The organism is Vibrio sp. Y58_MX_L22 (assembly GCF_024181865.1).
Classification (GTDB): Bacteria; Pseudomonadota; Gammaproteobacteria; order Enterobacterales; family Vibrionaceae; genus Vibrio; species Vibrio alginolyticus.
In genome coordinates, this window is record NZ_JAMZAN010000005.1 from 260514 (window position 1) to 284690 (window position 24177).

The window sequence follows — 24177 nt, forward strand, 5'->3', positions numbered from 1 at the left end:
AATCAAACCGTTGGCGTTATAGCATGTCGACGGCTTTTTCTACGGCGGCGATGAGTCTATCCACATCTTCAGCCGTGTTATAAATACCAAAAGAAACGCGTACCGTGCCTTTAACGTTTAGCGCATCCATCAATGGGTGAGCGCAGTGGTGTCCTGCTCGTACCGCAATGCCTTGTTGATCGAGCAGCGTCGCCATGTCTTGGTGATGAACGCCGTCCATGACGAACGTCAGTACAGAGGCATTCGGTTGATAGCCTAGAATATGGATGTCATCCAAAGCGCTTAGTGCTTGGTAGGCCTTATCCTGAAGCACATGGAGATGATCCTCTACTTCGTGATGGTTAAAACCTTGGTACCACTCAATGGCTTTCGCTAGAGCAATCGCGCCCGCAACGTTTGGTGTGCCCGCTTCAAATTTACCAGGAAGTGCAGAAAACGTCGTTTTCTCGAAAGAAACACGTTCAACCATTTTACCGCCGCCGTGCCATGGTGGCATGGCTTCCAAAAGTTTAAGCTTGCCGTATAAAACCCCAATGCCTGCTGGTGCATAAAGTTTGTGACCTGAGAAAACGTAGAAATCGATATCTGATGTCGATAAATCAAGTTGCTCATGTACGATGCCTTGCGCGCCATCAACTACAACAACCGCGCCAACGTTGTGCGCCAGTTCAGTGATTTTTTCGATAGGTTGGCGTGTGCCTGTTACGTTGGTTATTTGTGCGCAAGCAACAATTTTACAGCGGTCAGACAGAAGCGCCTCAAATGCACTGATGTCGAACTGGCAATCTGATGTCATCGGAACTTTAATGACTTTAGCACCCGTTTGCTCTGCCACGATTTGCCAGGGCACGATGTTGGCGTGGTGCTCCATCTCGCTAATCAAGATCTCATCACCTGGTTGTAACGTGCTACGGGCGTAGGTTTGAGCAATTAAGTTCAGTGCTTCGGTTGCGCCCCGTGTCCAAATGATCTCTTTAGAGCTGTTTGCACCAATAAAGCTTGCCACTCGTTCTCGTGCCGCTTCAAATTGGCTGGTGGCATTAGCCGTTAAACTATGGCTGCCACGGTGAACATTGGCATTTTGCGCACTGTAGTAATGACTGATGACATTAATCACACATTGCGGTTTTTGCGTTGTCGCTGCGCTATCTAGATACACTAAGGGCGTATCGTTGACGGATTGGTTTAGAGCAGGAAATTGCTCGCGTACAGCATTTACGTCAAACATTATTCTTCACCAAGCTTGTGGTAGTGCAGAGTAGGCAGAGGGATCATTGGTTCAGCAACTGACCATGCGTGTTTTTTACCTGAGAGTTGAATGATTACTTCCATCGCGAACTCTAAAGCTGTACCCGGACCTTGACTAGTGATCAGGTTGTGGTTGATATCAAAGGTCACACGTTTACTGCGCCACTTCTCTACCGGGATATGCGACTGAAAGCTCGGGTGACAGGTCATCAGTGATTGTGGGAAAAGATCATGGTGTTGCAATACCAACGCTGGTGCTGCGCAGATAGCTGCGACCAATTTTCCCTCGTAGATGTGCTGCTTAAGGATTTCTATCATCACCGTACTATCACGGAAAATTTCTGCACCACCAACACCACCAGAAAGCGCTATGGCATCAAACTCATCATCAGCGATATCGACCAGCATACAATCTGCCGTTAATGTGACTCCGCGAGAAGCTTTCATCGTCAATGAGCCATCAAAAGCAGCACTCGCTACCGTAACGTCATAACCCGCGCGAACCATCATGTCGATAACGGTGACGGCTTCCATTTCTTCGGTGCCTGGAGCGATTGGCACTAAGATTTTCTTACTCATTGTTCTGTCCAGCTTTGTTCTATTTGTTTGATGCGTTGGTAAAGTTTTAAATTCTCAGGCGTATTGATGCGATGTTTCTCGGCAGCCTTTAACAAGTATCCGGTTATAAAATCAATTTCCGTTCGACGCTGATGGAATACGTCTTGTCTCATTGAAGAATAGTTCTCAGCTGTGGCGTTCACCACTTGCATTACCGTATCGAAAAGAGAGCGAAACTCGATAGCAATACCTTCTTTACTCATTACTTCAACCAGTTCTTGAGTGATGCTTTCGAGTTGTATCTTAAACTCGGGCTTCGCAAGTTCACCATTCTTACACTGGAGAATCGCAGTCAGTGGGTTAATCGCGCAGTTGATCGCTAACTTAGTCCATAACGCAGATTGGATGTGTGGATTCCAAATGACCTCTGGAAGGGCATTATGCATAACATCTTGCAGAAAAGTGCACTGCATTCCTTTGTCATTATAACCACCCGCTTGCGTTGTTCCGTGACCGGTATGCAATACGTGTTGGTTATCTGGTTTGTATGCGCCGTGCGTCGTTGTTGCGAGCACTATCGGATTGTTTGGCACAACCTTCTCCACGGCAGAGGCAGTACCCATACCATTGTGCATCAGCATGATAATCGTGTCTGTATTGATATGAGGCAGTAAAGGCTGAATGGCGTCTTCCACTTGCCAAGCTTTTACCGTGATCAAAATGAGGTCCGCTTGATTTACAGAGGAAATATCTTGATTACTGAATACGTTTGCGGGTGTGTCATCCAACTGAAGTGATTGTTGGCTTTCAGAACTTCTTCCCCACAATGAAACATTGTGCCCGGCAAGCTTAAATTTTGTTGCCCAGAGTGAGCCCACCGCACCTGGACCGAGGATAAGGATATTCACCAAACGCTCTCATTAAAAAGGTTTGCTGCAAGGATAATGAGGGAAAAAAGGAAAGCAAATAAAAATGGCGCCGAAAGGCGCCATTTTTGAGCAAACTTAGTGGTTCAATTAGAACTTGTAAGTTACAGCAAGGTAGTGGCCAAAGCCAGTTGACTTGAACCCATCAGTATCTTTGATACCGTACACGTCTTTGTAACCTTTTAGACCGTAACCCACTGCGAAGCGGTCTGAGTGCCAGTAGATACCGTTGAACATTGCACCACCGTTTGACGCGGTTGAACCAAACTTGTTACCAGCAGCATCATCCATACCGAATTGGTAATCGATGTAGCCTTGGTAAGAAATGAATGAACCGTTCTCGAAGAAGTAGAATGGTTTGAACCAGTTAGTCGAGATTTGGAAACCGTTCCAATCCTTTTTGTTGCCGTCGTAAGTGCCGTATAGGTTAACACCAACTTTACCAAACCAAGGAACCATTACGTCAGAACCTAGACCGATTTTTTGAGAGTTAACACCAGAGTTACCACCCCACTCGATTAGAGTTGCAACGTATAGCTCTTGAACTGGACCGAAAGATAGGTCTTTACCAGTTACCGCATCTAGAGACATACGTGGAGCGAATTTCATAAAGATCTTCTCTGCGCCAGCTTTGTCGCTACCTGGATCAGAAGTTAGGTTGAATACATCAACGTAGCCGTAAAGGTCGAAGATACCAGAGCGGCCGCCGAATTCCATTTCTAGGTAGTCGTGTGAAGACTCACCTGGAAGTTCGTCAAATGCACCCATTAGGTTAAATTGCATCCACTTGTAATCGTTTTTGTGAATATCGCCGTCAGAGTAATCTGCCGCCATAACTGGAGCTGAAGTAGCCGCTAGAAGGCTAAGAGCTAAAAGTGATTTACGCATAAGGGGACTCTCTATGTTTGTAATGATTCAGAACACGCAATCTGTGCTGCGCTTTCCAATTGGCGGGAATAATAGCGATAAAAATCCCAAATGAAAGTGATAAAGGGTGCAAAATGAAACGTTTTTGGTGAGTTGCATCACGAAATTATCTTTATTTACGGAACTTTTTGTTTGTTGCATTTTATTGCAATAAATGTGTGATTTGGATCGTTTGCGTGAGCGATTTTATGACTTTTTAAGCCAGTCGATTAACCAACATAAATCGTTAGTGATCGGAGTGATAAGGGATTCGTATGTATCCGTGAATCAAAGAGGACGTTTGAATGAAAGAAGTCATGTTATTCCCACTCACTTCAGTTGTACTCCCTGAAGGTAAAATGAATCTGCGCATTTTTGAGCCACGATATAAGCGAATGGTAAAGGAATGCAGCCTACAAAATGTGGGTTTTGGAGTTTGCCTAGTAGGAAGTGAAGGTGACCCTAAAGACGTGGGTAACGTTTCATCTATCGGAACTTTGGTCAGGATCGTTGATTTTGAAACACTCAGTGATGGTCTTCTTGGTATTACAGTCGCTGGTGAGAAACGCTTTGTTGTCAAACGAGTTCGTGCAGATGCGGACGGCTTACGCCATGCAGAGGTCGAATGGTTAGACAATTGGCAACATCCAGACAACTCACCAGATTTCTTCTATTTAAGCCAGCAGTTATCCCATGTTTATGAAGAGTTTCCTCAACTTGGAAACCTCTACCAGCATCGTTTTTACGATGACTCAGCTTGGGTGACCCAGCGCTGGCTTGAATTACTTCCTTTAGACTGCAATCTGTTCGAACAGCTCGTTGGCGCAGAGAACTGCATTCCTGCGTTGCAATTTCTGACAGAAGCCATAGAAGCCCCGACTAACAAAGAGGCAAGGATATGAAAGGATTTGGCAGAGCTGCGCTAACTATGGTGGCGGCATTAGGACTGGCGGCGTGTGGCTCCGACAGTGACACTATTGAGTATTCCAATTTACAAGCAGTGCACGCGTCTTCTGATGCGCCGCTTGCAAATGTGTGGATCAACGATAAACCATCATTAACGAATGTTGATTATGGTGTGGGATCTGGCTACGTTAAATTGCGAGAGGGGATGAATTCGATTCAGGTCGATGTTCAGCTCCCAGGTAATGAAACCGCGACCGTAATACCTAAAACAGAACTAGATCTTGATTCCGACCTCAATTATAACGTGTTCGTTGTTGGCGATGCCGATGGTTCGCCAAACCCAGTTGAGCCTTTAGTTGTGACTCGCAGCGCCGATTCAATGGCTGATGCCAATAGTCTAGATGTTCAAGTTGTTCATGCAGCTTCAGGCGTTCCTGCTGTTGATCTTTATGTCACTGAGCCAGGTGTTGCTCTTGCTAGCGCGACTCCAATAACTAACCTTGCTTACAAAGCTTCTACCGACGTATTGAACATCCCAGCTGGTGAGTATCAAGTTCGACTTGCCGTAGGAGACAGCGTTGCTTTTGACTCCGGCACAGTACCTCTTGCGGCTAATTCCAACTTGACGATTGCCGCTATCGGCACAGGAGATTCGAATAGCACGTCACCTGTCAAACTCTTGGTGTTGGACGGTTCGGGCTCTTCTATAATTGAAGATATGGGCAGCCAAGCTGAAGTAAGAGTCGGACACCTTGTCGATGGAGCGCCAGTCGTCGATGTTAACGTTAACGGGGCGGCCTTCGCTCCTCTTGCCGACTTAGCGTTCAAAGAGATTCGTGGTTATTTGGATCTTGCTGCTGGCGCTTACGATATTGACGTTTACGTGGATGGCACAACAACTAATCCGATCATAGATGTTGACGGGTTAATGGTTGCAGGTGGAATGGATTACAGTGTTTATGCAGTCGGTGTTGTTAGCCCAGCGATTGATATCGAAGCTCTGGTTGTTGAAGATATGAGACGCGCTGTGGCGACTAGCGCGACATTGAATGTGACACACGCGGCGGCTAATCCTATAGCGGAAATGGTGGATATTTACCTCACTACGAGTGCAGGAATAGATGGAAGTGATCCAACTATTGCTAATTTTGCGTATAAAAATAGTGTACAAGGATTATATGTCGCTGAAGGTACATATTATGTAACGGTAACAGTGGCTGGTAACCCAAGTATTGTTGCGGTTGACTCAGCACCAGTCAATGTAATGAACGGTGTTGTGTACCAAGTCGTTGCCATTGATGATGGGAACAACGGTGGTTTCAACTTGTTGGTCGATGACGTGACCGATTAGGACGAATGGGAGGAGGAGACTCCTCCCACAAATTAAGGCCGATTATGATGAGTGATAGCCCGAAAAAACTGGGGCGCAGTGATTGGAACGATTACATGGATAAAGTGAAGGATCGAGACAAAGATGCGTTCGCTTTTGTATTCCGTTTTTACGCACCCAAGCTGAAGCAATTCGCTTACAAACATGTTGGTAATGAGCAAGTTGCTATGGAGATGGTGCAAGAGACCATGGCGACAGTTTGGCAGAAAGCGCACCTCTATGATGGTGAAAAGAGCGCGTTATCGACTTGGATATATACCATAATCCGAAACCTTTGTTTTGATCTGCTGAGAAAACAGAAAGGTAAGGAATTACACATTCATTCTGATGACATTTGGCCGTCAGAGTATTATCCACCTGATCTTGTTGATCACTATTCACCAGAACAAGATATGTTGAAAGAACAGGTGGTTAAGTTTTTAGATATATTACCGAAAAACCAGAGAGATGTTTTACAAGCGGTATATCTTGAAGAGTTACCTCATCAACAGGTCGCGGAATTATTTGATATACCCCTCGGTACCGTAAAATCCAGGCTGAGGCTTGCAGTAGAAAAGCTAAGGCATTCAATGCATACGGAGCAACTATGAACAAACACCCAGATAACAGCTTGTTAGAAGCATACGCTTCGGGAAGCATTGATGCAGTTTCTGGTCTTGTGGTCGCAACCCATTTAGAAACATGCACCAAGTGCCGAGCTTATGTGAACCAAGTCGAAGCAAGTCAAGCGAACATCGTAAGTGACATACCTTCTGAGTATGTTTCTGAATTTGACGACATGTTCAATGACATCATCAACGCGGAGCCAGCGACTGATAACATCGTGATCCGCGACTCTGCTGCTGTTAATGTGGCAGGAAAAAGCTTCGCTCTTCCTAAAACCTTAGCGCGTTTCTCTGACCTCGTAGGGTCATGGAGAAGTTACGGAGGCAAGGTTTTCAGTGCTCAGATTGATCTAGGGGAAGACGCTCGTGTCAGCTTAATGTACATCGGGGAAGATGTGCAAATCCCTCAACATACGCACAAAGGCCTGGAGTCTACATTGATCCTACATGGTGGATTTAGTGACGAGGATGGCCAATATGAAGAGGGCGATTTGATGATTAGAGACGCATCAGTGAAGCACAGCCCTTACACTAAGGCCGGAGAAGACTGCTTGTGTTTAACCGTATTGACTGAGCCGATGATCTTTACTCAAGGCGTGGCACGTATATTTAATATGTTTGGTAAAGGGTTATACCCATAGACCTCTTATCTTATATCTCGCAAAACAAAAACCACCGAATTCGGTGGTTTTTTATATGTTTCGTTAATGCTTGTGACGTGCTTTTTCCAATAGAGCATCAAAGTAATGTCGTAGCGAGTACAACATAATCAAGCTTGGCACGACCATGACAGCGGTAAGCACGAAGAATGTGCTCCAATCATTGAGATAATCCACTAGCTCGCCACTGAAAGAAGCAAGAGTCGTCCGTCCGAAGTTTCCTAGAGAGGCAAGCAACGCATACTGAGTTGCCGAAAATGCTTGCCCGGTTAGAATCGTCAAAAATGAAACAAAAGCGACAGTTGAGAAAGCAGTCGTAAAGTTATCGACAATAATCGTGGCTAAGTACAAGTGCTCGTTTGGGCCTACCGAAGCAATCCAAGCAAACATCAAGTTACTGGCAGACATCGCAATACCGCCGATCATTAATCCACGTACAATACCAAACCTAACGTTGAACATGCTTCCGACAAAAGTAAAGAAGATGGTGGCTCCCCAACCGATCAGTTTGGAGTAATAGCCAATTTGTTCATTGCTAAAACCAATATCTTTATAGAACGCGATCGACATCCTGCCCAAAAACGCTTCGCCAATTTTAAATAGGAAAACGAACAGCAACAGAGTAATCGCGACACGGACGCCATTGCGATTAAAGAAATCAAGGAAAGGTTCTACAACAGTCACGGTAAACCAAGCTACGACTTTTGAACCAACCACTTCTTTGTGGCGTTGTTCAGCGGCAGACTGAAGTTGTTCGCGTTGAGTCTTCGGTTCACCGACTAAAATCGTAAAGACCATTAGAATGCCGACTATCACCGCCATCCCGTAGTACACACCATTCCAACCGACACTGTCAGCATTAACAAACGCTAAATAACCCGGTAGTGAATAACCTGTCCACCAGCCAATGACCGCCATTGCAGAAGCTTGAGGCAGTTTAGACTCTTCTGACTTTGGGAAAGTATCAATACGAAAAGCATCAATTGCGATGTCTTGTGTCGCTGAAGCCGTTGCAATGCACAAGGCGAGTAGTGACGCAAACACCAAGTTTTCCGCTGGATTAACGCCGGCAATAAATAGGGTAGCGACGAGTACGATACTTTGGCAAAAGAAAATCCAGCTACGTCTTTGCCCCAGCAGTCTAAAGAGGACTGGCAGCTTCACGCGGTCAACCAGAGGTGCCCACAGAAAGTTGATCGCATAGACCGCAAAAACGCTACCAAAATAGCCAATTGCGGAGAGGGTCAAGCCGGCATCTTTTAGCCAACCTGACATGTTTGAACCGATAAGAACCCACGGAAAGCCGCTAGAGCAGCCCAGCATGAAAACCCACATGAGTCGTTTATCGAGGTAACTTTTTACCGTTTCCAACCAAGTGATGGAAGGTAATGAAGACATAAATCAATCCAATAAAATGAAGCCGTTGAAAGAGAAAGCCCTTCGATTATTCAAAGGGCTTATCGTTTTGGCTATTTAAGTAGTGTAGCTTTGGTGATGACGATTTGCGTCTCTGGTACATCACGCATTCGGCCTACTGTCGTGGTCGGCTGCTGAGCCATTTTCTGGATAACGTCGAACCCCTCAGTAACCTCACCAAATACAGCATAACCTGGTGGTCGAGCGCCATAGTTGAGAAAGTCATTGTCGACTAAGTTGACGAAAAACTGACGAGTTGCAGAGTTTGGTGCATTAGTTCGTGCCATGGCGATGGTAGCACGGTCATTGTTTAGACCATTATTTCCTTCGTTTTTGATTGGCGCGTATGTTTTCACCATTTGCATATCTTGGTTAAAGCCACCACCTTGCGCCATAAAACCTGGAATAACGCGGTGAAAAATAGTGCCTTCATAGCTACCGTCTTCTACATATTTCAGGAAGTTCGCTACCGTAATCGGCGCTTTCTCTTCATTCAGTTCGACAGTAAATGAACCTAACGTTGTTTCAAACGCCACTTTTGGTCCGGCCCAAACGCTGCAGCTGAGTAGCGCGAGAGAAAGAATTGCCTTGCGTAACATTAGAAACGCTCCTGCATGTATTGACGAAGCTCAGGGTCATTGGCAATCTCTTTAAGCGTCAATGTCACCACATCATTCAATGTCTCTTCAATATCGGCATCAGAAGCACTCAATGTGCCAGAGCGCTTTGCTGTACCTGTATAAGTTTTGACTAGCTTGCCCTCAGGTGTCTCTGCTGTGATTTCCAGCACAACTTTAGCATCCATCTCATTTTCCATCACCGAATGCTTCACGTTGACCAACGCTTCTTGAACGCTCAATTCAATCGCGTTGTTGCTGTTTAGATCCGCATGGAAACCTTGAGATGAGAATTGCTTCTCTAATGCTTCTTCTAACGCAATACGTAAATTCTGTTTAGCATGAAGAGGAAGAATGTTCGAACGGCCGTTATCCACCAACGCCACGTATTGCGCTGCACGCACATCTCTGCTGGTCAAACTGTAAGTCTTGCCTTGAACAATTGGATTGGTGCTCAATGTGCTTTCTGGCATCAGGTTCAGCTGAGGTTGTTGAGGGGCTGAACACGCAGCAAGCAACGCAACCGAAGCCGCAAGTACCAATTTTCTCATCTTATTATTCCTTTTAACTATTTTGCTAAAGCTTATTTTGCGCTTAATTTAGCAGGATTTTTTGTAGCCTGTAAAATCACAAACTTATTGTTGGAAGCGATAAGTTTCACATTTTTATCGCCAAACAGACGTTTGAGTTTTGCGTCGTACCCGAGGTGACGATTTCCGATAACCAGTAAACGGCCATTTTCACTTAATACTTGTTTAGCATCGCAGAACATTTGCCAAGCAATATGATCGGTGATTGCCTGTTGTTGATGAAACGGTGGATTACACATAACCATAGAGCTGCTGCTGTGTTTAAAACCGTCCAAGCAATTGTTCGCTATGCACTGTATGTCTCTATTTTCACCAAGGTTGTCGCGTAGGTTCTGTTTTGCTGATTCAAGCGCCATAAAACTTTCATCAACACATGTTAGCCGAGCATTTGGATTCAACTGACCAAATTTAACAGACAGAACACCATTGCCGCAGCCGAGGTCGATGACATTGTCTATCAAAGGGTCTTGAGGCAGGTGCTGCAGCATAAAGCGTGCACCTAAATCTAAACTTTCTCCTGAATAGACATTTGGCATGTTCTTGAGTTCGATATCTTCGCCATCAACGCGCCAAGTCGTGAAAGGCATTACTTCAATCGTAGGCTCAACTGTTGCTTGAGAAAACACCAATCTGTGCTTTTTCCAGGCCAAAGATGTTTTTGTTTCGCCTAAGTATTTTTCAAACAGTTTTAGCGTCGAAGTATGAATGTCTTTGGCTTTATTGACTGCAATGACGGGGCAGGAAGCCGGTAGCGCCTTTCTTAATTGGCTTAGTATCCAAACTAGATGGCGGTTACTTTTGGGCAGTTGCAGCAAGACGAGATCAATATTGGCAGGAACGAGGTCCATCGTGGTGGCAAACGCTACTTTATTGCACTGGTTTTGCTCGAGATTTTGCTGTGCACCTTTATGTGAGATGAATGAATCACTCATTAGCGTTACATGGTGCTTTTCCGAAAACCAGCAGGAGAGAGCACCAAAGCTGTCATTAATCACGAGGATGTTTTGATTGTCTGGCAAAGCAAGCTCTTCAACATGATTAATAAGATACTCATCACCGGCATCCCACGCTTGTAGCGTTTCGTTACTACGTTTTGGGAAACGATGAAGTGTTAAGCTTCGCTCGTGAAGGTTCAGTTCGGTTTTCATAGCTAAATGTAAGTTGATTTAGAAATTAAGTGTTATTGTCGCAAATGATGACGTGTCGAGATACAAAAAGCTGTCAAATTTTACGAGTTCAGTGATGGCTGCTCTCTAGGCATGTTCATGGAGTCAAGCGCTTTGAGACAATATGTCTACAAAGTGCGTCAATAGTGAGAGTGATGTTTGAGTGATGCATGTCTGCTTTACTTAGGTATATACTTATGGAATTCGCATCAATGAGGAACGAATATGATCCAAGAAATCATAGAGAAGAAACTACACAGTGAGCTGCAACCCAGCTATCTCAAAGTGATTAATGAGAGCTACATGCATAATGTGCCACCAGGCTCAGAGAGTCATTTCAAAGTGATTGTTGTGAGTGATTCGTTCGCGGGACAGCGCTTGATTGGGCGCCATCGTCAAGTTCATCAAATTTTGGCAGATGAGCTGGATAACCACATTCATGCATTAGCTATTCATACATACACTGATGAAGAGTGGAAGCGTGAACAAGATGGCGCCCCTGATAGCCCGATGTGTATGGGTGGCGGTCACTAAAAACGCAAGATATAAAGGTGCAGAGAAAGGTGGCTTAAGGCCATCTTTTTTCGTTTTACATTCTTTAGGGACGTTAACGTGGCACAAATTCTGGTTAAAAAATGTGTTAACAGTGTTTCAACAAATGAATGGAAATTGCAGAATATTTCAGGCGATGAATATCACTTTTCCATAAGATATGTATGGAATATGGCATTTGTGCGATGGGTCAAAGTTATGACTATTCTTTGACCTTTTAGACCTGATTCTACCGAAATAACCCCTCTATTCTAATGATTGATCATGGCATCAAGTTCCTAAAAAATGCTAGACTACGGCACCTGATAAATCTCGCGTATTCCTTGTGACGAGATTTTTAATAGGATGTTGCGATTTTGATGTTTAAAACAACATCAAAACCGGACACTGATGTCGTGTCTAAAAGTTACGCAATCAAAAGAATCTTTTTCCCGATAAAAGTAGTGCAAGTGCGTATGATTACAATAAAGAAGGGCTTGGATCTTCCTATCGCAGGAACTCCATCCCAGGTGATTAATGATGGTAAGACCATCAAAAAAGTCGCCTTGCTTGGCGAAGAGTACGTTGGCATGCGACCTACCATGCATGTCCGCGTTGGTGATGAAGTGAAAAAAGCGCAAGTTCTTTTTGAAGATAAAAAGAACCCAGGCGTGAAATTTACTGCACCAGCAGCCGGTAAAGTGATCGAAGTTAACCGTGGCGCTAAACGTGTCCTTCAATCTGTAGTGATTGAAGTGGCAGGTGAAGAGCAGGTGACATTTGATAAGTTCGAAGCCGCTCAACTTTCAGGTCTAGATCGTGAAGTGATCAAGACTCAGTTGGTTGACTCTGGCTTATGGACCGCTTTACGTACTCGTCCGTTTAGCAAGGTTCCTGCAATCGAGTCTTCTACTAAGGCTATTTTCGTAACTGCAATGGATACTAATCCACTAGCAGCTAAGCCTGAGTTGATCATTAATGAGCAACAAGAAGCATTCATTGCTGGTCTAGACATTCTTTCAGCCCTGACAGAAGGCAAGGTTTACGTATGTAAATCTGGCACTAGCTTGCCACGCTCTTCACAGTCTAACGTAGAAGAACACGTCTTCGATGGCCCTCACCCAGCAGGTCTTGCTGGCACCCACATGCATTTCCTATACCCAGTAAATGCAGAGAATGTGGCATGGAGCATCAACTACCAAGACGTTATCGCGTTCGGTAAGCTGTTCCTAACTGGTGAGCTATGCACAGATCGTGTTGTGTCTCTAGCTGGCCCAGTTGTGAATAACCCTCGTCTAGTTCGTACCGTAATGGGTGCAAGCTTAGATGACCTAACAGATAACGAGCTGATGCCTGGCGAAGTTCGTGTGATCTCTGGTTCAGTACTAACAGGTACACATGCAACTGGTCCACACGCATACCTTGGCCGTTACCATCAACAGGTTTCTGTATTACGTGAAGGCCGTGAAAAAGAACTATTTGGCTGGGCAATGCCTGGTAAGAATAAGTTCTCGGTAACTCGCTCTTTCCTTGGTCACGTATTCAAAGGTCAGTTGTTCAATATGACAACGACGACCAATGGTAGTGATCGTTCAATGGTTCCAATTGGCAACTACGAACGCGTAATGCCTCTAGATATGGAGCCTACTTTGCTGCTTCGTGATCTATGTGCCGGCGACACAGACAGTGCTCAAGCACTGGGTGCGCTTGAACTGGATGAAGAAGATCTAGCATTGTGTACCTTTGTATGTCCAGGTAAGTACGAGTACGGTACGTTACTTCGTGAATGCCTAGATACTATCGAGAAGGAAGGGTAATTTTCATGGCTCTTAAAAAGTTTCTTGAAGACATCGAGCATCATTTTGAGCCTGGTGGCAAACACGAAAAATGGTTTGCCCTGTACGAAGCTGTAGCAACAGTTTTTTACACGCCAGGTATCGTAACAAATAAAAGCTCGCACGTTCGTGATAGCGTTGACCTAAAACGTATCATGATCATGGTTTGGTTTGCGGTATTCCCAGCAATGTTCTGGGGTATGTACAACGCAGGTGGCCAAGCTATTGCAGCACTTAACCACATGTACGCTGGTGACCAACTAGCGACAGTTATCGCAGGTAACTGGCACTACTGGCTAACAGAAATGCTTGGCGGCACTATCGGTGCGGAAGCGGGTGTTGGCAGTAAGATGCTACTAGGTGCGACTTACTTCCTGCCAATCTACGCAACAGTATTTATTGTTGGTGGTTTCTGGGAAGTGTTGTTCTGTATGGTGCGTAAGCACGAAGTTAACGAAGGTTTCTTTGTAACTTCTATCTTATTCGCACTTATCGTTCCACCAACGCTACCTCTATGGCAAGCGGCGCTAGGTATCACATTTGGTGTTGTTGTAGCAAAAGAGATCTTCGGTGGTACAGGTCGTAACTTCCTTAACCCTGCACTTGCAGGTCGTGCATTTCTATTCTTCGCTTACCCAGCACAAATTTCGGGTGACGTAGTATGGACTGCAGCTGACGGCTTCTCTGGTGCAACTGCTCTTAGCCAATGGGCTCAAGGTGGTAACGGTGCTCTAGTTAACACAGTAACTGGCGCTCCTATCACTTGGATGGATGCGTTCATCGGTAACATCCCTGGTTCAATTGGTGAAGTATCGACTCTAGCTCTAATGATCGGTGCAGCGATGATCGTTTACATGCGAATCGCTTCATGGCGCATCATTGCGGGTGTAATGATCGGTATGATCGCAGTATCGACTCTGTTTAACGTGATCGGTTCTGACACTAATCCAATGTTTAATATGCCATGGCACTGGCACCTAGTTCTAGGTGGTTTTGCATTCGGTATGTTCTTCATGGCAACGGACCCAGTATCAGCGTCATTTACTAGCAAAGGTAAATGGTGGTACGGCATCCTGATTGGTGCAATGTGTGTGATGATCCGTGTAGTTAACCCAGCGTACCCAGAAGGTATGATGCTGGCGATTCTATTCGCGAACCTATTCGCACCTCTGTTCGACCATGTAGTGATTGAGAAGAACATCAAGCGGAGACTAGCACGCTATGGCAAGTAATAACGACAGCATTAAAAAGACGCTGGGTGTTGTTATCGGGTTGAGCCTTGTTTGTTCAATCATCGTATCAACAGCAGCAGTAGGTCTGCGTGATAAGCAAAAAGCTAACGCTGTCCTAGATAAGCAATCAAAGATCGTTGAAGTTGCAGGCATTGACGCAAACGGTAAGAAAGTACCAGAGCTATTTGCTGAGTACATTGAACCTCGTCTAGTAGACCTTGAAACAGGTAACTTTACTGAGGGTAATGCATCTACGTACGATCAACGTGAAGCATCAAAAGATGCAGAACGTTCAATCGCATTGACACCAGAAGAAGACGTAGCTGATATCCGTCGTCGCGCGAATACAGCAGTGGTGTACCTTGTAAAAGATCAAGATGAAGTCCAAAAAGTTATCCTGCCTATGCACGGTAAAGGACTATGGTCGATGATGTATGCCTTTGTAGCCGTTGAAACTGATGGTAACACTGTGTCTGCTATTACTTACTACGAGCAAGGTGAAACTCCTGGACTTGGTGGTGAAGTAGAGAACCCTTCATGGCGCGATCAATTCATTGGCAAGAAATTGTACAATGAAGATCACCAGCCAGCGATTAAGGTCGTGAAAGGCGGCGCACCGCAAGGTTCTGAGCACGGTGTTGATGGCCTATCAGGAGCAACGCTCACTAGTAATGGTGTTCAACACACATTTGACTTCTGGTTAGGTGATATGGGCTTTGGTCCTTTCCTAGCAAAAGTTCGTGACGGAGAACTTAACTAATGTCTAGTGCACAAAACGTTAAAAAGAGCATTCTAGCGCCAGTATTGGATAACAACCCAATCGCGCTACAAGTTCTTGGTGTATGTTCTGCTCTTGCAGTAACAACTAAACTAGAAACAGCTTTTGTAATGACACTAGCGGTAACATTTGTAACTGCGTTGTCTAACTTCTCTGTTTCATTGATCCGTAACCACATTCCTAACAGTGTGCGTATCATCGTTCAGATGGCAATCATCGCATCGTTAGTAATCGTGGTAGACCAAGTGCTAAAAGCTTACCTATACGATATCTCTAAACAGTTATCTGTATTCGTTGGTCTGATTATCACTAACTGTATCGTAATGGGTCGTGCTGAAGCATTCGCAATGAAGTCTGCGCCAGTACCATCTCTTATTGACGGTATTGGTAACGGTCTAGGTTACGGCTTCGTTCTTATCACTGTAGGTTTCTTCCGTGAGCTATTTGGCTCAGGCAAACTATTTGGTCTAGAAGTTCTACCTCTAGTGAGCAACGGTGGTTGGTACCAGCCTAACGGCCTAATGCTACTAGCACCATCAGCATTCTTCCTAATCGGCTTCCTTATCTGGGTAATCCGTATTCTGAAACCAGAACAAGTAGAAGCGAAGGAGTAAGGACGTCATGGAACATTACATTAGTCTGTTAGTTAAATCGATTTTCATCGAAAACATGGCTCTGTCTTTCTTCCTAGGTATGTGTACTTTCCTTGCCGTATCTAAGAAGGTTAAGACCTCTTTCGGCCTAGGTGTTGCAGTTGTGGTAGTTCTGACTATCGCTGTTCCTGTGAATAACCTGGTATACAACCTAGTTCTGAGAGAGAACGCGTTAGTTGAGGGCGTGGACCTTAGCTTCCTAAACTTCATCACCTTTATCGGTGTAATTGCAGCACTTGTACAGATTCTAGAGATGGTCCTAGACCGTTTCTTCCCACCTTTGTACAACGCGCTAGGCATCTTCCTACCGCTGATCACAGTAAACTGTGCAATCTTCGGTGGTGTATCTTTCATGGTACAACGTGACTACAACTTTGCTGAATCGATCGTTTACGGTTTCGGCTCTGGTGTGGGCTGGATGCTAGCAATCGTTGCTCTTGCAGGTATCCGTGAGAAGATGAAGTACTCTGACGTACCTCCAGGTCTACGTGGTCTTGGTATCACATTTATCACTGTAGGTCTTATGGCGTTAGGCTTTATGTCTTTCTCTGGTGTTCAACTGTAAGTCGGGTAAACCGCAACAATTAAGGAATAGTCAATGGACATTATTCTTGGTGTAGTGATGTTTACTCTGATCGTACTTGCACTAGTACTAGTGATTCTTTTCGCTAAGTCTAAGCTTGTACCAACAGGTGACATTACAATTTCTGTGAACGATGACCCTTCTCTGGCGATCGTTACACAACCAGGTGGTAAGCTACTGAGTGCTCTAGCAGGTGCTGGCGTATTCGTATCTTCTGCTTGTGGTGGCGGTGGCTCATGTGGTCAGTGTCGCGTAAAAGTTAAATCAGGTGGTGGCGACATCCTACCAACCGAGCTTGACCATATTACTAAAGGTGAAGCGCGTGAAGGTGAGCGTCTAGCGTGTCAGGTTGCAATGAAAACTGACATGGATATCGAGCTTCCTGAAGAAATCTTCGGCGTTAAGAAGTGGGAATGTACTGTTATCTCTAACGATAACAAAGCGACATTCATCAAAGAGCTTAAGCTACAAATTCCAGATGGCGAATCAGTACCTTTCCGTGCTGGTGGTTACATCCAGATTGAAGCTCCTGCTCACCACGTGAAATACGCAGACTACGATATTCCTGAGGAATACCGTGAAGACTGGGAGAAGTTCAACCTTTTCCGTTACGAGTCTAAAGTTAATGAAGAGACCATTCGTGCATACTCTATGGCTAACTACCCAGAAGAGCACGGTATCATCATGCTTAACGTTCGTATCGCAACTCCGCCGCCGAACAACCCAGACGTACCACCAGGCATCATGTCTTCGTACATCTGGTCTCTAAAAGAAGGCGACAAGTGTACTATTTCTGGTCCATTTGGTGAGTTCTTTGCGAAAGATACAGATGCAGAAATGGTATTCGTTGGTGGTGGTGCTGGTATGGCTCCAATGCGCTCACACATCTTCGACCAACTTAAGCGTCTGCACTCTAAGCGTAAGATGTCTTTCTGGTACGGCGCACGTTCTAAGCGTGAAATGTTCTACGTAGAAGATTTCGATATGCTACAAGCTGAGAATGACAACTTCGTATGGCACTGTGCACTGTCTGATCCACTTCCAGAAGATAACTGGGATGGTTACACTGGCTTTATTCACAACGTTCTTTACGAGAACTACCTACGTGATCACGAAGCGCCAGAAGACTGTGAATACTACATGTGTGGTCCACCTATGATGAACGCTGCTGTAATCGGCATGCTGAAAGATCTAGGTGTAGAGGATGAAAACATCCTACTAGATGACTTCGGTGGTTAATTCCTCCAAGTGATTGAATCTATGGCTAGCTCTCCAAGAGCTAGCCATTATTTTTTATAGACATAAAACTGATATTCAACAGTTGATATAGGTAATCGGATTGAAATGATTGGTCCTATTTCCCATATCAATTCAACAACATTGGGAGTTAACAAGTGAAAAAGTGGCTTGTTGCATTCGCTTCTCTATTGATTTTGGCTGGCTGTGAGCAGCCTGCAGATCAAATTCATTTAAGTGGCCCTACCATGGGGACTTCTTACAACATCAAGTATATCGAGCAAGATGGTATTCCAACGCCAAAAGCGATGCAGACAGAAATTGATCGCTTATTGGAAGAGGTTAATGACCAAATGTCGACCTATCGTGACGACTCAGAGTTAAGTCGTTTTAATCAGCATCAAACGAGCGAGCCATTTACAGTTTCGACACAAACTGCGACGGTAGTGAAAGAAGCAATTCGCCTTAACGGTCTTACTTTAGGTGCATTGGATGTGACGGTCGGCCCTCTAGTTAACCTGTGGGGGTTTGGTCCAGAAGCTCGTCCAGATGTAGTTCCAACCGATGAAGAACTCGCTGCTCGCAAAGCAAATACCGGTATTCACCACCTATCTGTTGATAGTAATACACTGTCCAAAGATCTTCCTAACTTGTACGTCGACCTATCGACGATTGCGAAAGGTTGGGGGGTTGACGTGGTTGCTGACTACCTTCAATCTGAAGGGGTACAGAACTTTATGGTCGAAGTTGGCGGTGAAATGCGTCTCAAAGGTGTCAATCGTGAAGGTGTGCCTTGGCGTATCGCAATTGAAAAACCGACCGTTGATGAACGTTCAATTCAAGAAATTATTGAACCAGGCGACATGGCAATTGCAACAAGTGGTGACTATCGTAATTACTTTGAGAGTAATGGTGTGAGATACTCTCATATTATTAATCCACGAACAGGCAAACCAATTCATCATAAAGTGGTGTCTGTAACGGTATTAGATAAATCGTCGATGACTGCTGATGGTCTTGCAACTGGTCTTATGGTGCTAGGTGAAGACAAAGGCATGGCAATTGCGAACGAAAATAATATTCCTGTTTTCATGATTGTGAAAACGGAAGATGGTTTTAAAGAGTTGGCTTCGGAAGCATACAAGCCATTCATGAAGAAATAACAACAGAAGTGAGCATGTTTTTATGAATACATTTCTAATTACCTTTGCTGTGTTTGTCGCGGTAATCACTGCAATGGCTGTCGGATACATTTTCCAAAAGAAAGTCGTGAAAGGTAGCTGTGGTGGCTTAGGGGCAGTTGGCATCGAAAAAGTGTGTAATTGTCCAGAACCCTGCGATGCGCGTAAAAAACGTGAAGCGCGCGAGGCTGCGCGTGCTGAGAAATTGGCGGCGTGGGAAAAAGATAGAATTGCTTAGTATTGGTTAATCGTACTAAGAAAGTGATAAAGCTCAGCGTTCTGCTGAGCTTTATTTTTAGGCAGCTAACCAAAGCTCAGATGTCCGAGAAAGAGCCCAATACCGTGTTTTGTTGTTTCTTTCTCTCATGTTACAGAGCAAGACCACACTGATAGTCATTAGGACGAAGAAATGATTTGGTTACGTCCGTTCTCTTTGGCCATGTAAAGTCGCTCATCCGCCACTTTTATTTGTTGTTCCAGCTCCCCCTCGATGTTGCTTACACCAATACTCGCGGTCACAAGAATGTTTTTGTCCAAATAAGTTATTGGCGTTTTTTCTATGCGCTGTCTCATTTGTTCTAAGCGTGTTAGAAAGCCGTCATAGTCGCCACTGGCTTGAATACAAAACTCCTCGCCACCAAGCCTAGCGACAATATCATTTGGAAAATAGATTTTTAGAATATTCGCTATCATGACTAACACAGCATCGCCACCCTCATGTCCGTGTGTATCATTTACTTGCTTAAAGAAATCGATATCAAGCATCGCGATGTTTCTTTGAGCGTTTTCTACATGGGGTTGCTCAAACAGAAAGCGGCGGTTCCATAAGCCCGTTAGCGCATCTTGATTTGCCATTTTAAACAGTTCAGATGTTGCGTCTTTGATATCTAACAGTTGGTGAATACGGCAAAAAAATTCTTCTTGATTAAATGGCTTGTATAAAAAGTCATTGGCCCCTGCTTTTAGAAACCTAGCCGTCATTGTCTTAGAGTTACTACCCGACAAGCCGAGAATGGCTAATTGATTTTTATCCCACTTCCGACGTAATTCTCGCACCATCGTAATGCCATCTTTAACGGGCATGTCATGGTCGGTTAAAACGAGAGTGATATCTGGATTTTGCTCGACAAGCTCTAGGGCTTTTTGCCCATTGTCAGCTTCCAACGTTTGAATGTATTGATGCTCCAAAAGTTGGGCAATGTGTCTTCTTACGGTGTGTGAATCATCAACGACTAAACATTTGTGTTGTTGATTGTTGGTTAGTCGCTTGAGGAGTGGTAATAGATAGGAAACGGACGCCATGCTGTCTTTCAAAATATAGTCGAGGACACCTTTTGCGAGCATCTTTTCGCGAGTGTCTTCTTGAAATCGAGCCGTTAAAACAATGACACGATGACCATGTTCCAAAACGAGGTCAATAATCTCGCCATCTTGAGCATCCGGTAAACAATAGTCTAAAACCGCACAGAAGAGGTCCTGTGCTGAAGATAACAAGTTCTTTGCCTCCGCGTAGCTTTCTGCTGCGATGACCTCATAACCAGCTTGGCTTATTGTTTGGCAAAGAAAGTTTTTAAACGCACGACTATCTTCAACAACCAGAATCTTATTACTCAAGCGCAGTCCCCAAAATTAATTGTTTAAAATCAATGATAACTAAAATTAAACTTATCGCCATCAAAAAACACATGTCAACCAAAAGTAGAACAACTACCCAAATGTTTGACACGCATCCGTTAACATCACATCATTATTCCTGTCTTAGTTATATAATTATGTTTAGCTAACGTAGGGAGAAAGTAGTATGGAAATGCATCAACATGGTATGGCTGAGCTATTTCAACAACTGGGCCTCGGTAGCTCTCCTCAAGAAATGAAAGATTTTATTAATCAACATCGACACAAAAGAGATTCTGCGCCTTTACATGAAGCTAGCTTTTGGACGATGTCACAGGCGAACTTTCTAAAACAAGCCATCGAAGAAGATGCAGATTGGGCCGAATTGGTCGATCAACTGGACGTAATGCTTCGAGATTGACGTTCGCTTAAACACGCCCATTTCTCTTCAGGTAGATTTGATTTATACTGTTTTTTTGAACAGTGCATTGATAGCTATGTCAGATCGAATTAGAAAAATTATTCATGTCGATATGGATTGTTTTTATGCTGCCGTAGAGATGAGAGATAACCCCAGTTACCGTGGCATTGCACTCGCTGTTGGCGGACATGAAAAGCAGCGTGGAGTGATTAGCACCTGTAATTATGATGCGCGTAAATATGGTGTTCGCAGTGCAATGTCAACGGCGCGCGCGCTGCAACTCTGTCCTCATTTGTTGGTTGTGCCCGGTAGAATGCATGTATATAAGCAAGTCTCTCAGCAGATTCGTGCTATTTTTGAGCGTTATACGCCTATCATTGAACCTCTCTCATTGGATGAAGCATACCTCGATGTCACGGACTCGACAGCTTGCCGTGGCTCCGCAACGTTGATCGCAGAGTCAATTCGCCGTGATATCTGGAGTGAACTTGGGTTGACGGCATCGGCGGGCATTGCTCCGATTAAGTTTCTTGCCAAGGTCGCGTCAGACATGAACAAGCCCAACGGTCAGTTTGTGATTCCGCCAGAGAAAGTCCAAGAGGTTATCGATAGTCTTCCGTTAGAGAATATTCCTGGCGTGGGGAAGGTGAGTCTTGAGAAGCTCCACCAAGCCGGTTTTTATCGATGTGAGGACATTAAAAACAGTGACTATCGAGAGTTGTTGAGGCAGTTTGGTCGTCAGGGTGCCTCCTTATGGCAGCGAAGCCATGGAATTGATAATCGAGAAGTCGTTGTTGAGCGCGAGAGAAAGTCCGTCGGTGTGGAAAGGACATTCAGCCAGAACATCGCAACCTATGGTGAATGTTGGCAAGTGATTGAGGAGAAACTTTATCCTGAACTCGAGAAACGTTTAGAGCGTGCAAGCCCAGATAAGTCGATTATTAAACAAGGTATTAAAGTCAAATTTGCCGATTTTCAACTGACAACAATTGAGCACATCCATCCGCAATTAGAGCTTGAGGACTTCAAGATCTTGCTAAGAGATATTCTTAAACGCCAAAATGGACGGGAAATTCGCCTTTTAGGCTTGAACGTGATGCTCAAGCCCGAAGACCAAGCGCGTCAATTGAGCTTTTTTTAGGCCCTTACCGTTTCTACCTGCGTTAATACCTGCTCAAAACTTACATTTGCCATTGCACCATAACCTGCTAGCTTTGAGGCTTTTAGCTGGCTAATCAAAGGAGTGCTGATTCCGCACAAGAAGCGAGCAACGGCATCATTACTGATGACTGATGGGGACAGCTGAATAAACTCCTGCGCCCATATCGATACTTGAGATTGTTCAATATCTTCAGGTTCTGGTGCTGTGAATGTGGCGACGTGACCACGACACACGGAGCAGTGACCACATTGCTTTGGTGCATCGTGATCCGCAAAGTAGTTCGCCAATTGTGAGCTCAAACAGTGCTCGGACTGGAACAAGTGCAGCATGGTGTGGATTCTTTCGATATCTTTGCTTTCTTTGGATTGGAACAGTTCATACAGTTGTTGGATTAAAACATCCGAGCTCTGTTTGGTTGGCATAACTGAGTACACGTCCGTCAGTTGTTTGCTCTCTAGTTCTATCCAGCCGTTCTGGTGAAAATAGTCGAGCGCTGCGACAACTCGGCTGCGTTCCGATTGATAGTTCATCCATAGCGCTTCTAGGTCAACTTGGCACCATACTTTGGCTTTTTGCGAGCAGGAGAAAATAGCCTCCACAAATTGACGTCGCTCGCCTTGAAATTGATTCACAATAAATTGCTGATCGTGCAAAAACTTAAACCGATATTCCGCAAAGTAACTGTACTTTGCTTCAATGACGTTATGTAGCTCCAAATAAACCAACAAGGTTTTGAGTGGCAATTGGCGGATATTACTTTCACGCGACAAACGCAGTGGCACTACCTCCCATTGTGGAGCATGTTCTTTCGCTTGCTCGACTACATAGTTAATTGACGCAAATTCTGGTGTGTCACCATAGACAAAATTCTCCAACACCGTTAGGCCGGACGTATTGCCTAGCAGAATGCACTCCGAGCGTTGCCCGTCCCTGCCTGCACGTCCAATCTCTTGTGCGTAGTTCTCGATTGATTTGGGTAAGTCGAAGTGAATAACGCGTCGAATATCAGATTTATCGACCCCCATACCAAATGCAATCGTTGCAACAATACAGTCAATTTGGCCATCCATGAACTGCTGTTGGATTTGTTCACGAACGTCGCTTTTCATGCCAGCGTGGTATGCGTGAGCGTTAATGCCAATATGGATTAATGACTTTGCTACTCGTTCTGCTGTTTGCTGCTGCGTCACGTATACGATGGTCGGAAGCTTAGGTGAAGAGGCGATGATCTCACTGAGCTGTTCTTGTTTCTTTGTTTCCTCACACGGGATCACCGAGATATCCAGATTAGAGCGGTAGAAGCCTGTAACGGTAATATGTTCACTGGAAATATCGAACTTTTTTTGCATGTCTTCAATAACTGCAGGCGTTGCCGTTGCGGTGAGAAGTAAAGACTGTGGGATGTTCAGTTCACGTTGATATTGCGGTAGTTTGAGATAATCTGGACGAAAGTTATGCCCCCATTCGGAAATACAGTGCGCTTCATCAATGACCATCAAAGAAATCGGTACTTGGCGAATGAATTCACGAAAACGCTCATTTTTTAGTCGCTCAACAGAAATCATCAAGATTTTGATTTGTCCATTCTTCACGCCAGCCATGACCTGTTGTGCTTCTTCTCTACTTTGACTGCTATCGATAGAAGCGGCCGCGATTCCTTTACTTTGTAAAAAGCTCAGTTGATCCTTCATTAACGCCAACAACGGAGAGATCACCAACGTAAGGTTGGGTAATATGGTTGCAGGTAGTTGATAACAGAGTGACTTCCCCGAGCCTGTAGGAAAGATTGCCGCAGCAGAGTAACCATTCATAACGGCTTCAATAACGGGTTGCTGACCTTGGCGTAATGAGTCAAAACCAAATACAGATTGAAGTGTTTGATGCAGCGAGTCACTTTGCATAATAGGAAAACCTTTCTTTGATGGTAAACTTGGCTACATTAACACACCCCGAATACTAAACGC

The 24177-nt window shown here is 44.7% G+C and carries 25 protein-coding genes; 15 read left to right on the plus strand and 10 right to left on the minus strand.

Going from position 1 to position 24177, the window contains the following annotated elements:
- Positions 1-16 precede the first annotated feature (16 nt).
- The 4 genes from csdA to NL626_RS13875 form a co-directional block, all read right to left on the minus strand.
- Positions 17-1228 (minus strand): cysteine desulfurase CsdA, encoded by a 1212-nt coding sequence (gene csdA, locus NL626_RS13860; protein WP_213962823.1) that lies wholly within the window; start codon positions 1226-1228, stop codon positions 17-19.
- Positions 1228-1827 (minus strand): DJ-1 family glyoxalase III, encoded by a 600-nt coding sequence (locus NL626_RS13865; RefSeq protein ID WP_253657454.1) that lies wholly within the window; start codon positions 1825-1827, stop codon positions 1228-1230. Before NL626_RS13865 ends, csdA begins: the two co-directional genes overlap by 1 nt.
- Positions 1824-2714 carry a 2-dehydropantoate 2-reductase gene (gene panE, locus NL626_RS13870; protein ID WP_206949382.1) on the minus strand — a complete coding sequence of 297 codons (891 nt, stop codon included), beginning with the start codon at positions 2712-2714 and terminating at the stop codon, positions 1824-1826. The genes NL626_RS13865 and panE overlap by 4 nt, the downstream gene beginning before the upstream one ends.
- A 108-nt stretch (positions 2715-2822) precedes the next feature.
- Positions 2823-3620: an outer membrane protein OmpK gene (locus NL626_RS13875; protein WP_005380251.1), complete on the minus strand. Its 798-nt coding sequence runs from the start codon at positions 3618-3620 to the stop codon at positions 2823-2825.
- A gap of 323 nt (positions 3621-3943) precedes the next feature.
- On the opposite strand from NL626_RS13875, the gene NL626_RS13880 reads away from it, so the two are divergent.
- The 4 genes from NL626_RS13880 to NL626_RS13895 are packed head-to-tail and all read left to right on the plus strand — an operon-like array spanning position 3944 to position 7180.
- A complete protein-coding gene (locus NL626_RS13880; RefSeq protein WP_005380253.1) occupies positions 3944-4540 on the plus strand; it encodes an LON peptidase substrate-binding domain-containing protein in 597 nt (198 codons plus the stop codon).
- Positions 4537-5895 (plus strand): DUF4397 domain-containing protein, encoded by a 1359-nt coding sequence (locus NL626_RS13885; RefSeq protein WP_005380254.1) that lies wholly within the window; start codon positions 4537-4539, stop codon positions 5893-5895. The genes NL626_RS13880 and NL626_RS13885 overlap by 4 nt, the downstream gene beginning before the upstream one ends.
- A 44-nt stretch (positions 5896-5939) precedes the next feature.
- Positions 5940-6524 (plus strand): RNA polymerase sigma factor, encoded by a 585-nt coding sequence (locus NL626_RS13890; protein ID WP_017636022.1) that lies wholly within the window; start codon positions 5940-5942, stop codon positions 6522-6524.
- Positions 6521-7180, plus strand: coding sequence for a ChrR family anti-sigma-E factor (locus NL626_RS13895; RefSeq protein ID WP_005380256.1), 660 nt, complete (start codon positions 6521-6523; stop codon positions 7178-7180). The genes NL626_RS13890 and NL626_RS13895 overlap by 4 nt, the downstream gene beginning before the upstream one ends.
- Positions 7181-7243: 63 nt before the next feature.
- Here NL626_RS13895 and NL626_RS13900 read toward each other — a convergent pair whose 3' ends face one another.
- The 4 genes from NL626_RS13900 to NL626_RS13915 all read right to left on the minus strand — a co-directional run bounded on the left by NL626_RS13900 (position 7244) and on the right by NL626_RS13915 (position 10969).
- Positions 7244-8596 carry an MFS transporter gene (locus NL626_RS13900; protein ID WP_005380257.1) on the minus strand — a complete coding sequence of 451 codons (1353 nt, stop codon included), beginning with the start codon at positions 8594-8596 and terminating at the stop codon, positions 7244-7246.
- Between the two features lie 71 nt (positions 8597-8667).
- Positions 8668-9213: a peptidylprolyl isomerase gene (locus tag NL626_RS13905; protein WP_203346006.1), complete on the minus strand. Its 546-nt coding sequence runs from the start codon at positions 9211-9213 to the stop codon at positions 8668-8670.
- Positions 9213-9782 (minus strand): YajG family lipoprotein, encoded by a 570-nt coding sequence (locus NL626_RS13910; protein WP_253657455.1) that lies wholly within the window; start codon positions 9780-9782, stop codon positions 9213-9215. Before NL626_RS13910 ends, NL626_RS13905 begins: the two co-directional genes overlap by 1 nt.
- Before the next feature lie 32 nt (positions 9783-9814).
- A complete protein-coding gene (locus NL626_RS13915; RefSeq protein ID WP_154205090.1) occupies positions 9815-10969 on the minus strand; it encodes a methyltransferase in 1155 nt (384 codons plus the stop codon).
- Positions 10970-11212: 243 nt separating this feature from the next.
- Here NL626_RS13915 and bolA point away from each other — a divergent pair, with 243 nt between their 5' ends.
- The 9 genes from bolA (at position 11213) to nqrM (ending at position 19254) form a co-directional block, all read left to right on the plus strand.
- On the plus strand, positions 11213-11521 hold the full coding sequence (gene bolA / locus NL626_RS13920) for a transcriptional regulator BolA (RefSeq protein WP_005380262.1): 309 nt from the start codon (positions 11213-11215) through the stop codon (positions 11519-11521).
- 473 nt (positions 11522-11994) lie between these two features.
- Positions 11995-13335 carry a Na(+)-translocating NADH-quinone reductase subunit A gene (locus NL626_RS13925; RefSeq protein WP_005380264.1) on the plus strand — a complete coding sequence of 447 codons (1341 nt, stop codon included), beginning with the start codon at positions 11995-11997 and terminating at the stop codon, positions 13333-13335.
- A gap of 5 nt (positions 13336-13340) precedes the next feature.
- The gene (locus tag NL626_RS13930; RefSeq protein ID WP_005380265.1) at positions 13341-14585 is read left to right on the plus strand and encodes an NADH:ubiquinone reductase (Na(+)-transporting) subunit B; all 1245 of its coding nucleotides are present in this window, start codon (positions 13341-13343) and stop codon (positions 14583-14585) included.
- Positions 14575-15345, plus strand: coding sequence for a Na(+)-translocating NADH-quinone reductase subunit C (locus NL626_RS13935; protein WP_005380267.1), 771 nt, complete (start codon positions 14575-14577; stop codon positions 15343-15345). Before NL626_RS13930 ends, NL626_RS13935 begins: the two co-directional genes overlap by 11 nt.
- Positions 15345-15977, plus strand: a complete 633-nt coding sequence (locus NL626_RS13940) for an NADH:ubiquinone reductase (Na(+)-transporting) subunit D (protein ID WP_005380269.1) — start codon at positions 15345-15347, stop codon at positions 15975-15977. The genes NL626_RS13935 and NL626_RS13940 overlap by 1 nt, the downstream gene beginning before the upstream one ends.
- A 7-nt stretch (positions 15978-15984) precedes the next feature.
- Positions 15985-16581 carry an NADH:ubiquinone reductase (Na(+)-transporting) subunit E gene (gene nqrE, locus NL626_RS13945; protein ID WP_005380270.1) on the plus strand — a complete coding sequence of 199 codons (597 nt, stop codon included), beginning with the start codon at positions 15985-15987 and terminating at the stop codon, positions 16579-16581.
- A gap of 33 nt (positions 16582-16614) precedes the next feature.
- A complete protein-coding gene (gene nqrF / locus NL626_RS13950) occupies positions 16615-17838 on the plus strand; it encodes an NADH:ubiquinone reductase (Na(+)-transporting) subunit F (RefSeq protein ID WP_005380271.1) in 1224 nt (407 codons plus the stop codon).
- Positions 17839-17993: 155 nt separating this feature from the next.
- Positions 17994-18998, plus strand: coding sequence for an FAD:protein FMN transferase (locus NL626_RS13955; protein WP_253657456.1), 1005 nt, complete (start codon positions 17994-17996; stop codon positions 18996-18998).
- 22 nt (positions 18999-19020) lie between these two features.
- Positions 19021-19254: a (Na+)-NQR maturation NqrM gene (nqrM, locus tag NL626_RS13960; protein WP_005380273.1), complete on the plus strand. Its 234-nt coding sequence runs from the start codon at positions 19021-19023 to the stop codon at positions 19252-19254.
- Between the two features lie 158 nt (positions 19255-19412).
- On the opposite strand, the gene NL626_RS13965 is transcribed toward nqrM, so the two are convergent.
- Complete coding sequence (locus tag NL626_RS13965) at positions 19413-20630, minus strand: response regulator (RefSeq protein ID WP_005380276.1); 1218 nt, start codon at positions 20628-20630, stop codon at positions 19413-19415.
- A gap of 187 nt (positions 20631-20817) precedes the next feature.
- Here NL626_RS13965 and NL626_RS13970 point away from each other — a divergent pair, with 187 nt between their 5' ends.
- Positions 20818-21051, plus strand: coding sequence for a DUF2789 domain-containing protein (locus NL626_RS13970; RefSeq protein ID WP_005380277.1), 234 nt, complete (start codon positions 20818-20820; stop codon positions 21049-21051).
- 112 nt (positions 21052-21163) lie between these two features.
- A complete protein-coding gene (dinB, locus tag NL626_RS13975; RefSeq protein WP_017636025.1) occupies positions 21164-22192 on the plus strand; it encodes a DNA polymerase IV in 1029 nt (342 codons plus the stop codon).
- On the opposite strand, the gene NL626_RS13980 is transcribed toward dinB, so the two are convergent.
- Positions 22189-24114 (minus strand): ATP-dependent DNA helicase RecQ, encoded by a 1926-nt coding sequence (locus NL626_RS13980; RefSeq protein WP_253657457.1) that lies wholly within the window; start codon positions 24112-24114, stop codon positions 22189-22191. The two genes, dinB and NL626_RS13980, sit on opposite strands and share 4 nt — an antisense overlap.
- Between the last annotated feature and the right edge of the window lie 63 nt (positions 24115-24177).

Bases quoted from the DNA above. Each gene is read 5' to 3' on its own strand.
- NL626_RS13880 (WP_005380253.1), top strand. From the start codon at position 3,944: ATGAAAGAAGTCATGTTATTCCCACTCACTTCAGTTGTACTCCCTGAA.
- nqrE (WP_005380270.1), top strand. From the start codon at position 15,985: ATGGAACATTACATTAGTCTGTTAGTTAAATCGATTTTCATCGAAAAC.
- NL626_RS13890 (WP_017636022.1), top strand. From the start codon at position 5,940: ATGATGAGTGATAGCCCGAAAAAACTGGGGCGCAGTGATTGGAACGAT.
- NL626_RS13940 (WP_005380269.1), top strand. From the start codon at position 15,345: ATGTCTAGTGCACAAAACGTTAAAAAGAGCATTCTAGCGCCAGTATTG.
- nqrF (WP_005380271.1), top strand. From the start codon at position 16,615: ATGGACATTATTCTTGGTGTAGTGATGTTTACTCTGATCGTACTTGCA.
- NL626_RS13925 (WP_005380264.1), top strand. From the start codon at position 11,995: ATGATTACAATAAAGAAGGGCTTGGATCTTCCTATCGCAGGAACTCCA.
- NL626_RS13910 (WP_253657455.1), bottom strand. From the start codon at position 9,782: ATGAGAAAATTGGTACTTGCGGCTTCGGTTGCGTTGCTTGCTGCGTGT.
- NL626_RS13895 (WP_005380256.1), top strand. From the start codon at position 6,521: ATGAACAAACACCCAGATAACAGCTTGTTAGAAGCATACGCTTCGGGA.
- NL626_RS13980 (WP_253657457.1), bottom strand. From the start codon at position 24,114: ATGCAAAGTGACTCGCTGCATCAAACACTTCAATCTGTATTTGGTTTT.
- NL626_RS13930 (WP_005380265.1), top strand. From the start codon at position 13,341: ATGGCTCTTAAAAAGTTTCTTGAAGACATCGAGCATCATTTTGAGCCT.
- NL626_RS13970 (WP_005380277.1), top strand. From the start codon at position 20,818: ATGGAAATGCATCAACATGGTATGGCTGAGCTATTTCAACAACTGGGC.
- nqrM (WP_005380273.1), top strand. From the start codon at position 19,021: ATGAATACATTTCTAATTACCTTTGCTGTGTTTGTCGCGGTAATCACT.
- bolA (WP_005380262.1), top strand. From the start codon at position 11,213: ATGATCCAAGAAATCATAGAGAAGAAACTACACAGTGAGCTGCAACCC.
- NL626_RS13915 (WP_154205090.1), bottom strand. From the start codon at position 10,969: ATGAAAACCGAACTGAACCTTCACGAGCGAAGCTTAACACTTCATCGT.
- NL626_RS13885 (WP_005380254.1), top strand. From the start codon at position 4,537: ATGAAAGGATTTGGCAGAGCTGCGCTAACTATGGTGGCGGCATTAGGA.
- NL626_RS13900 (WP_005380257.1), bottom strand. From the start codon at position 8,596: ATGTCTTCATTACCTTCCATCACTTGGTTGGAAACGGTAAAAAGTTAC.
- dinB (WP_017636025.1), top strand. From the start codon at position 21,164: ATGGATTGTTTTTATGCTGCCGTAGAGATGAGAGATAACCCCAGTTAC.
- NL626_RS13865 (WP_253657454.1), bottom strand. From the start codon at position 1,827: ATGAGTAAGAAAATCTTAGTGCCAATCGCTCCAGGCACCGAAGAAATG.
- NL626_RS13935 (WP_005380267.1), top strand. From the start codon at position 14,575: ATGGCAAGTAATAACGACAGCATTAAAAAGACGCTGGGTGTTGTTATC.
- NL626_RS13905 (WP_203346006.1), bottom strand. From the start codon at position 9,213: ATGTTACGCAAGGCAATTCTTTCTCTCGCGCTACTCAGCTGCAGCGTT.
- csdA (WP_213962823.1), bottom strand. From the start codon at position 1,228: ATGTTTGACGTAAATGCTGTACGCGAGCAATTTCCTGCTCTAAACCAA.
- NL626_RS13875 (WP_005380251.1), bottom strand. From the start codon at position 3,620: ATGCGTAAATCACTTTTAGCTCTTAGCCTTCTAGCGGCTACTTCAGCT.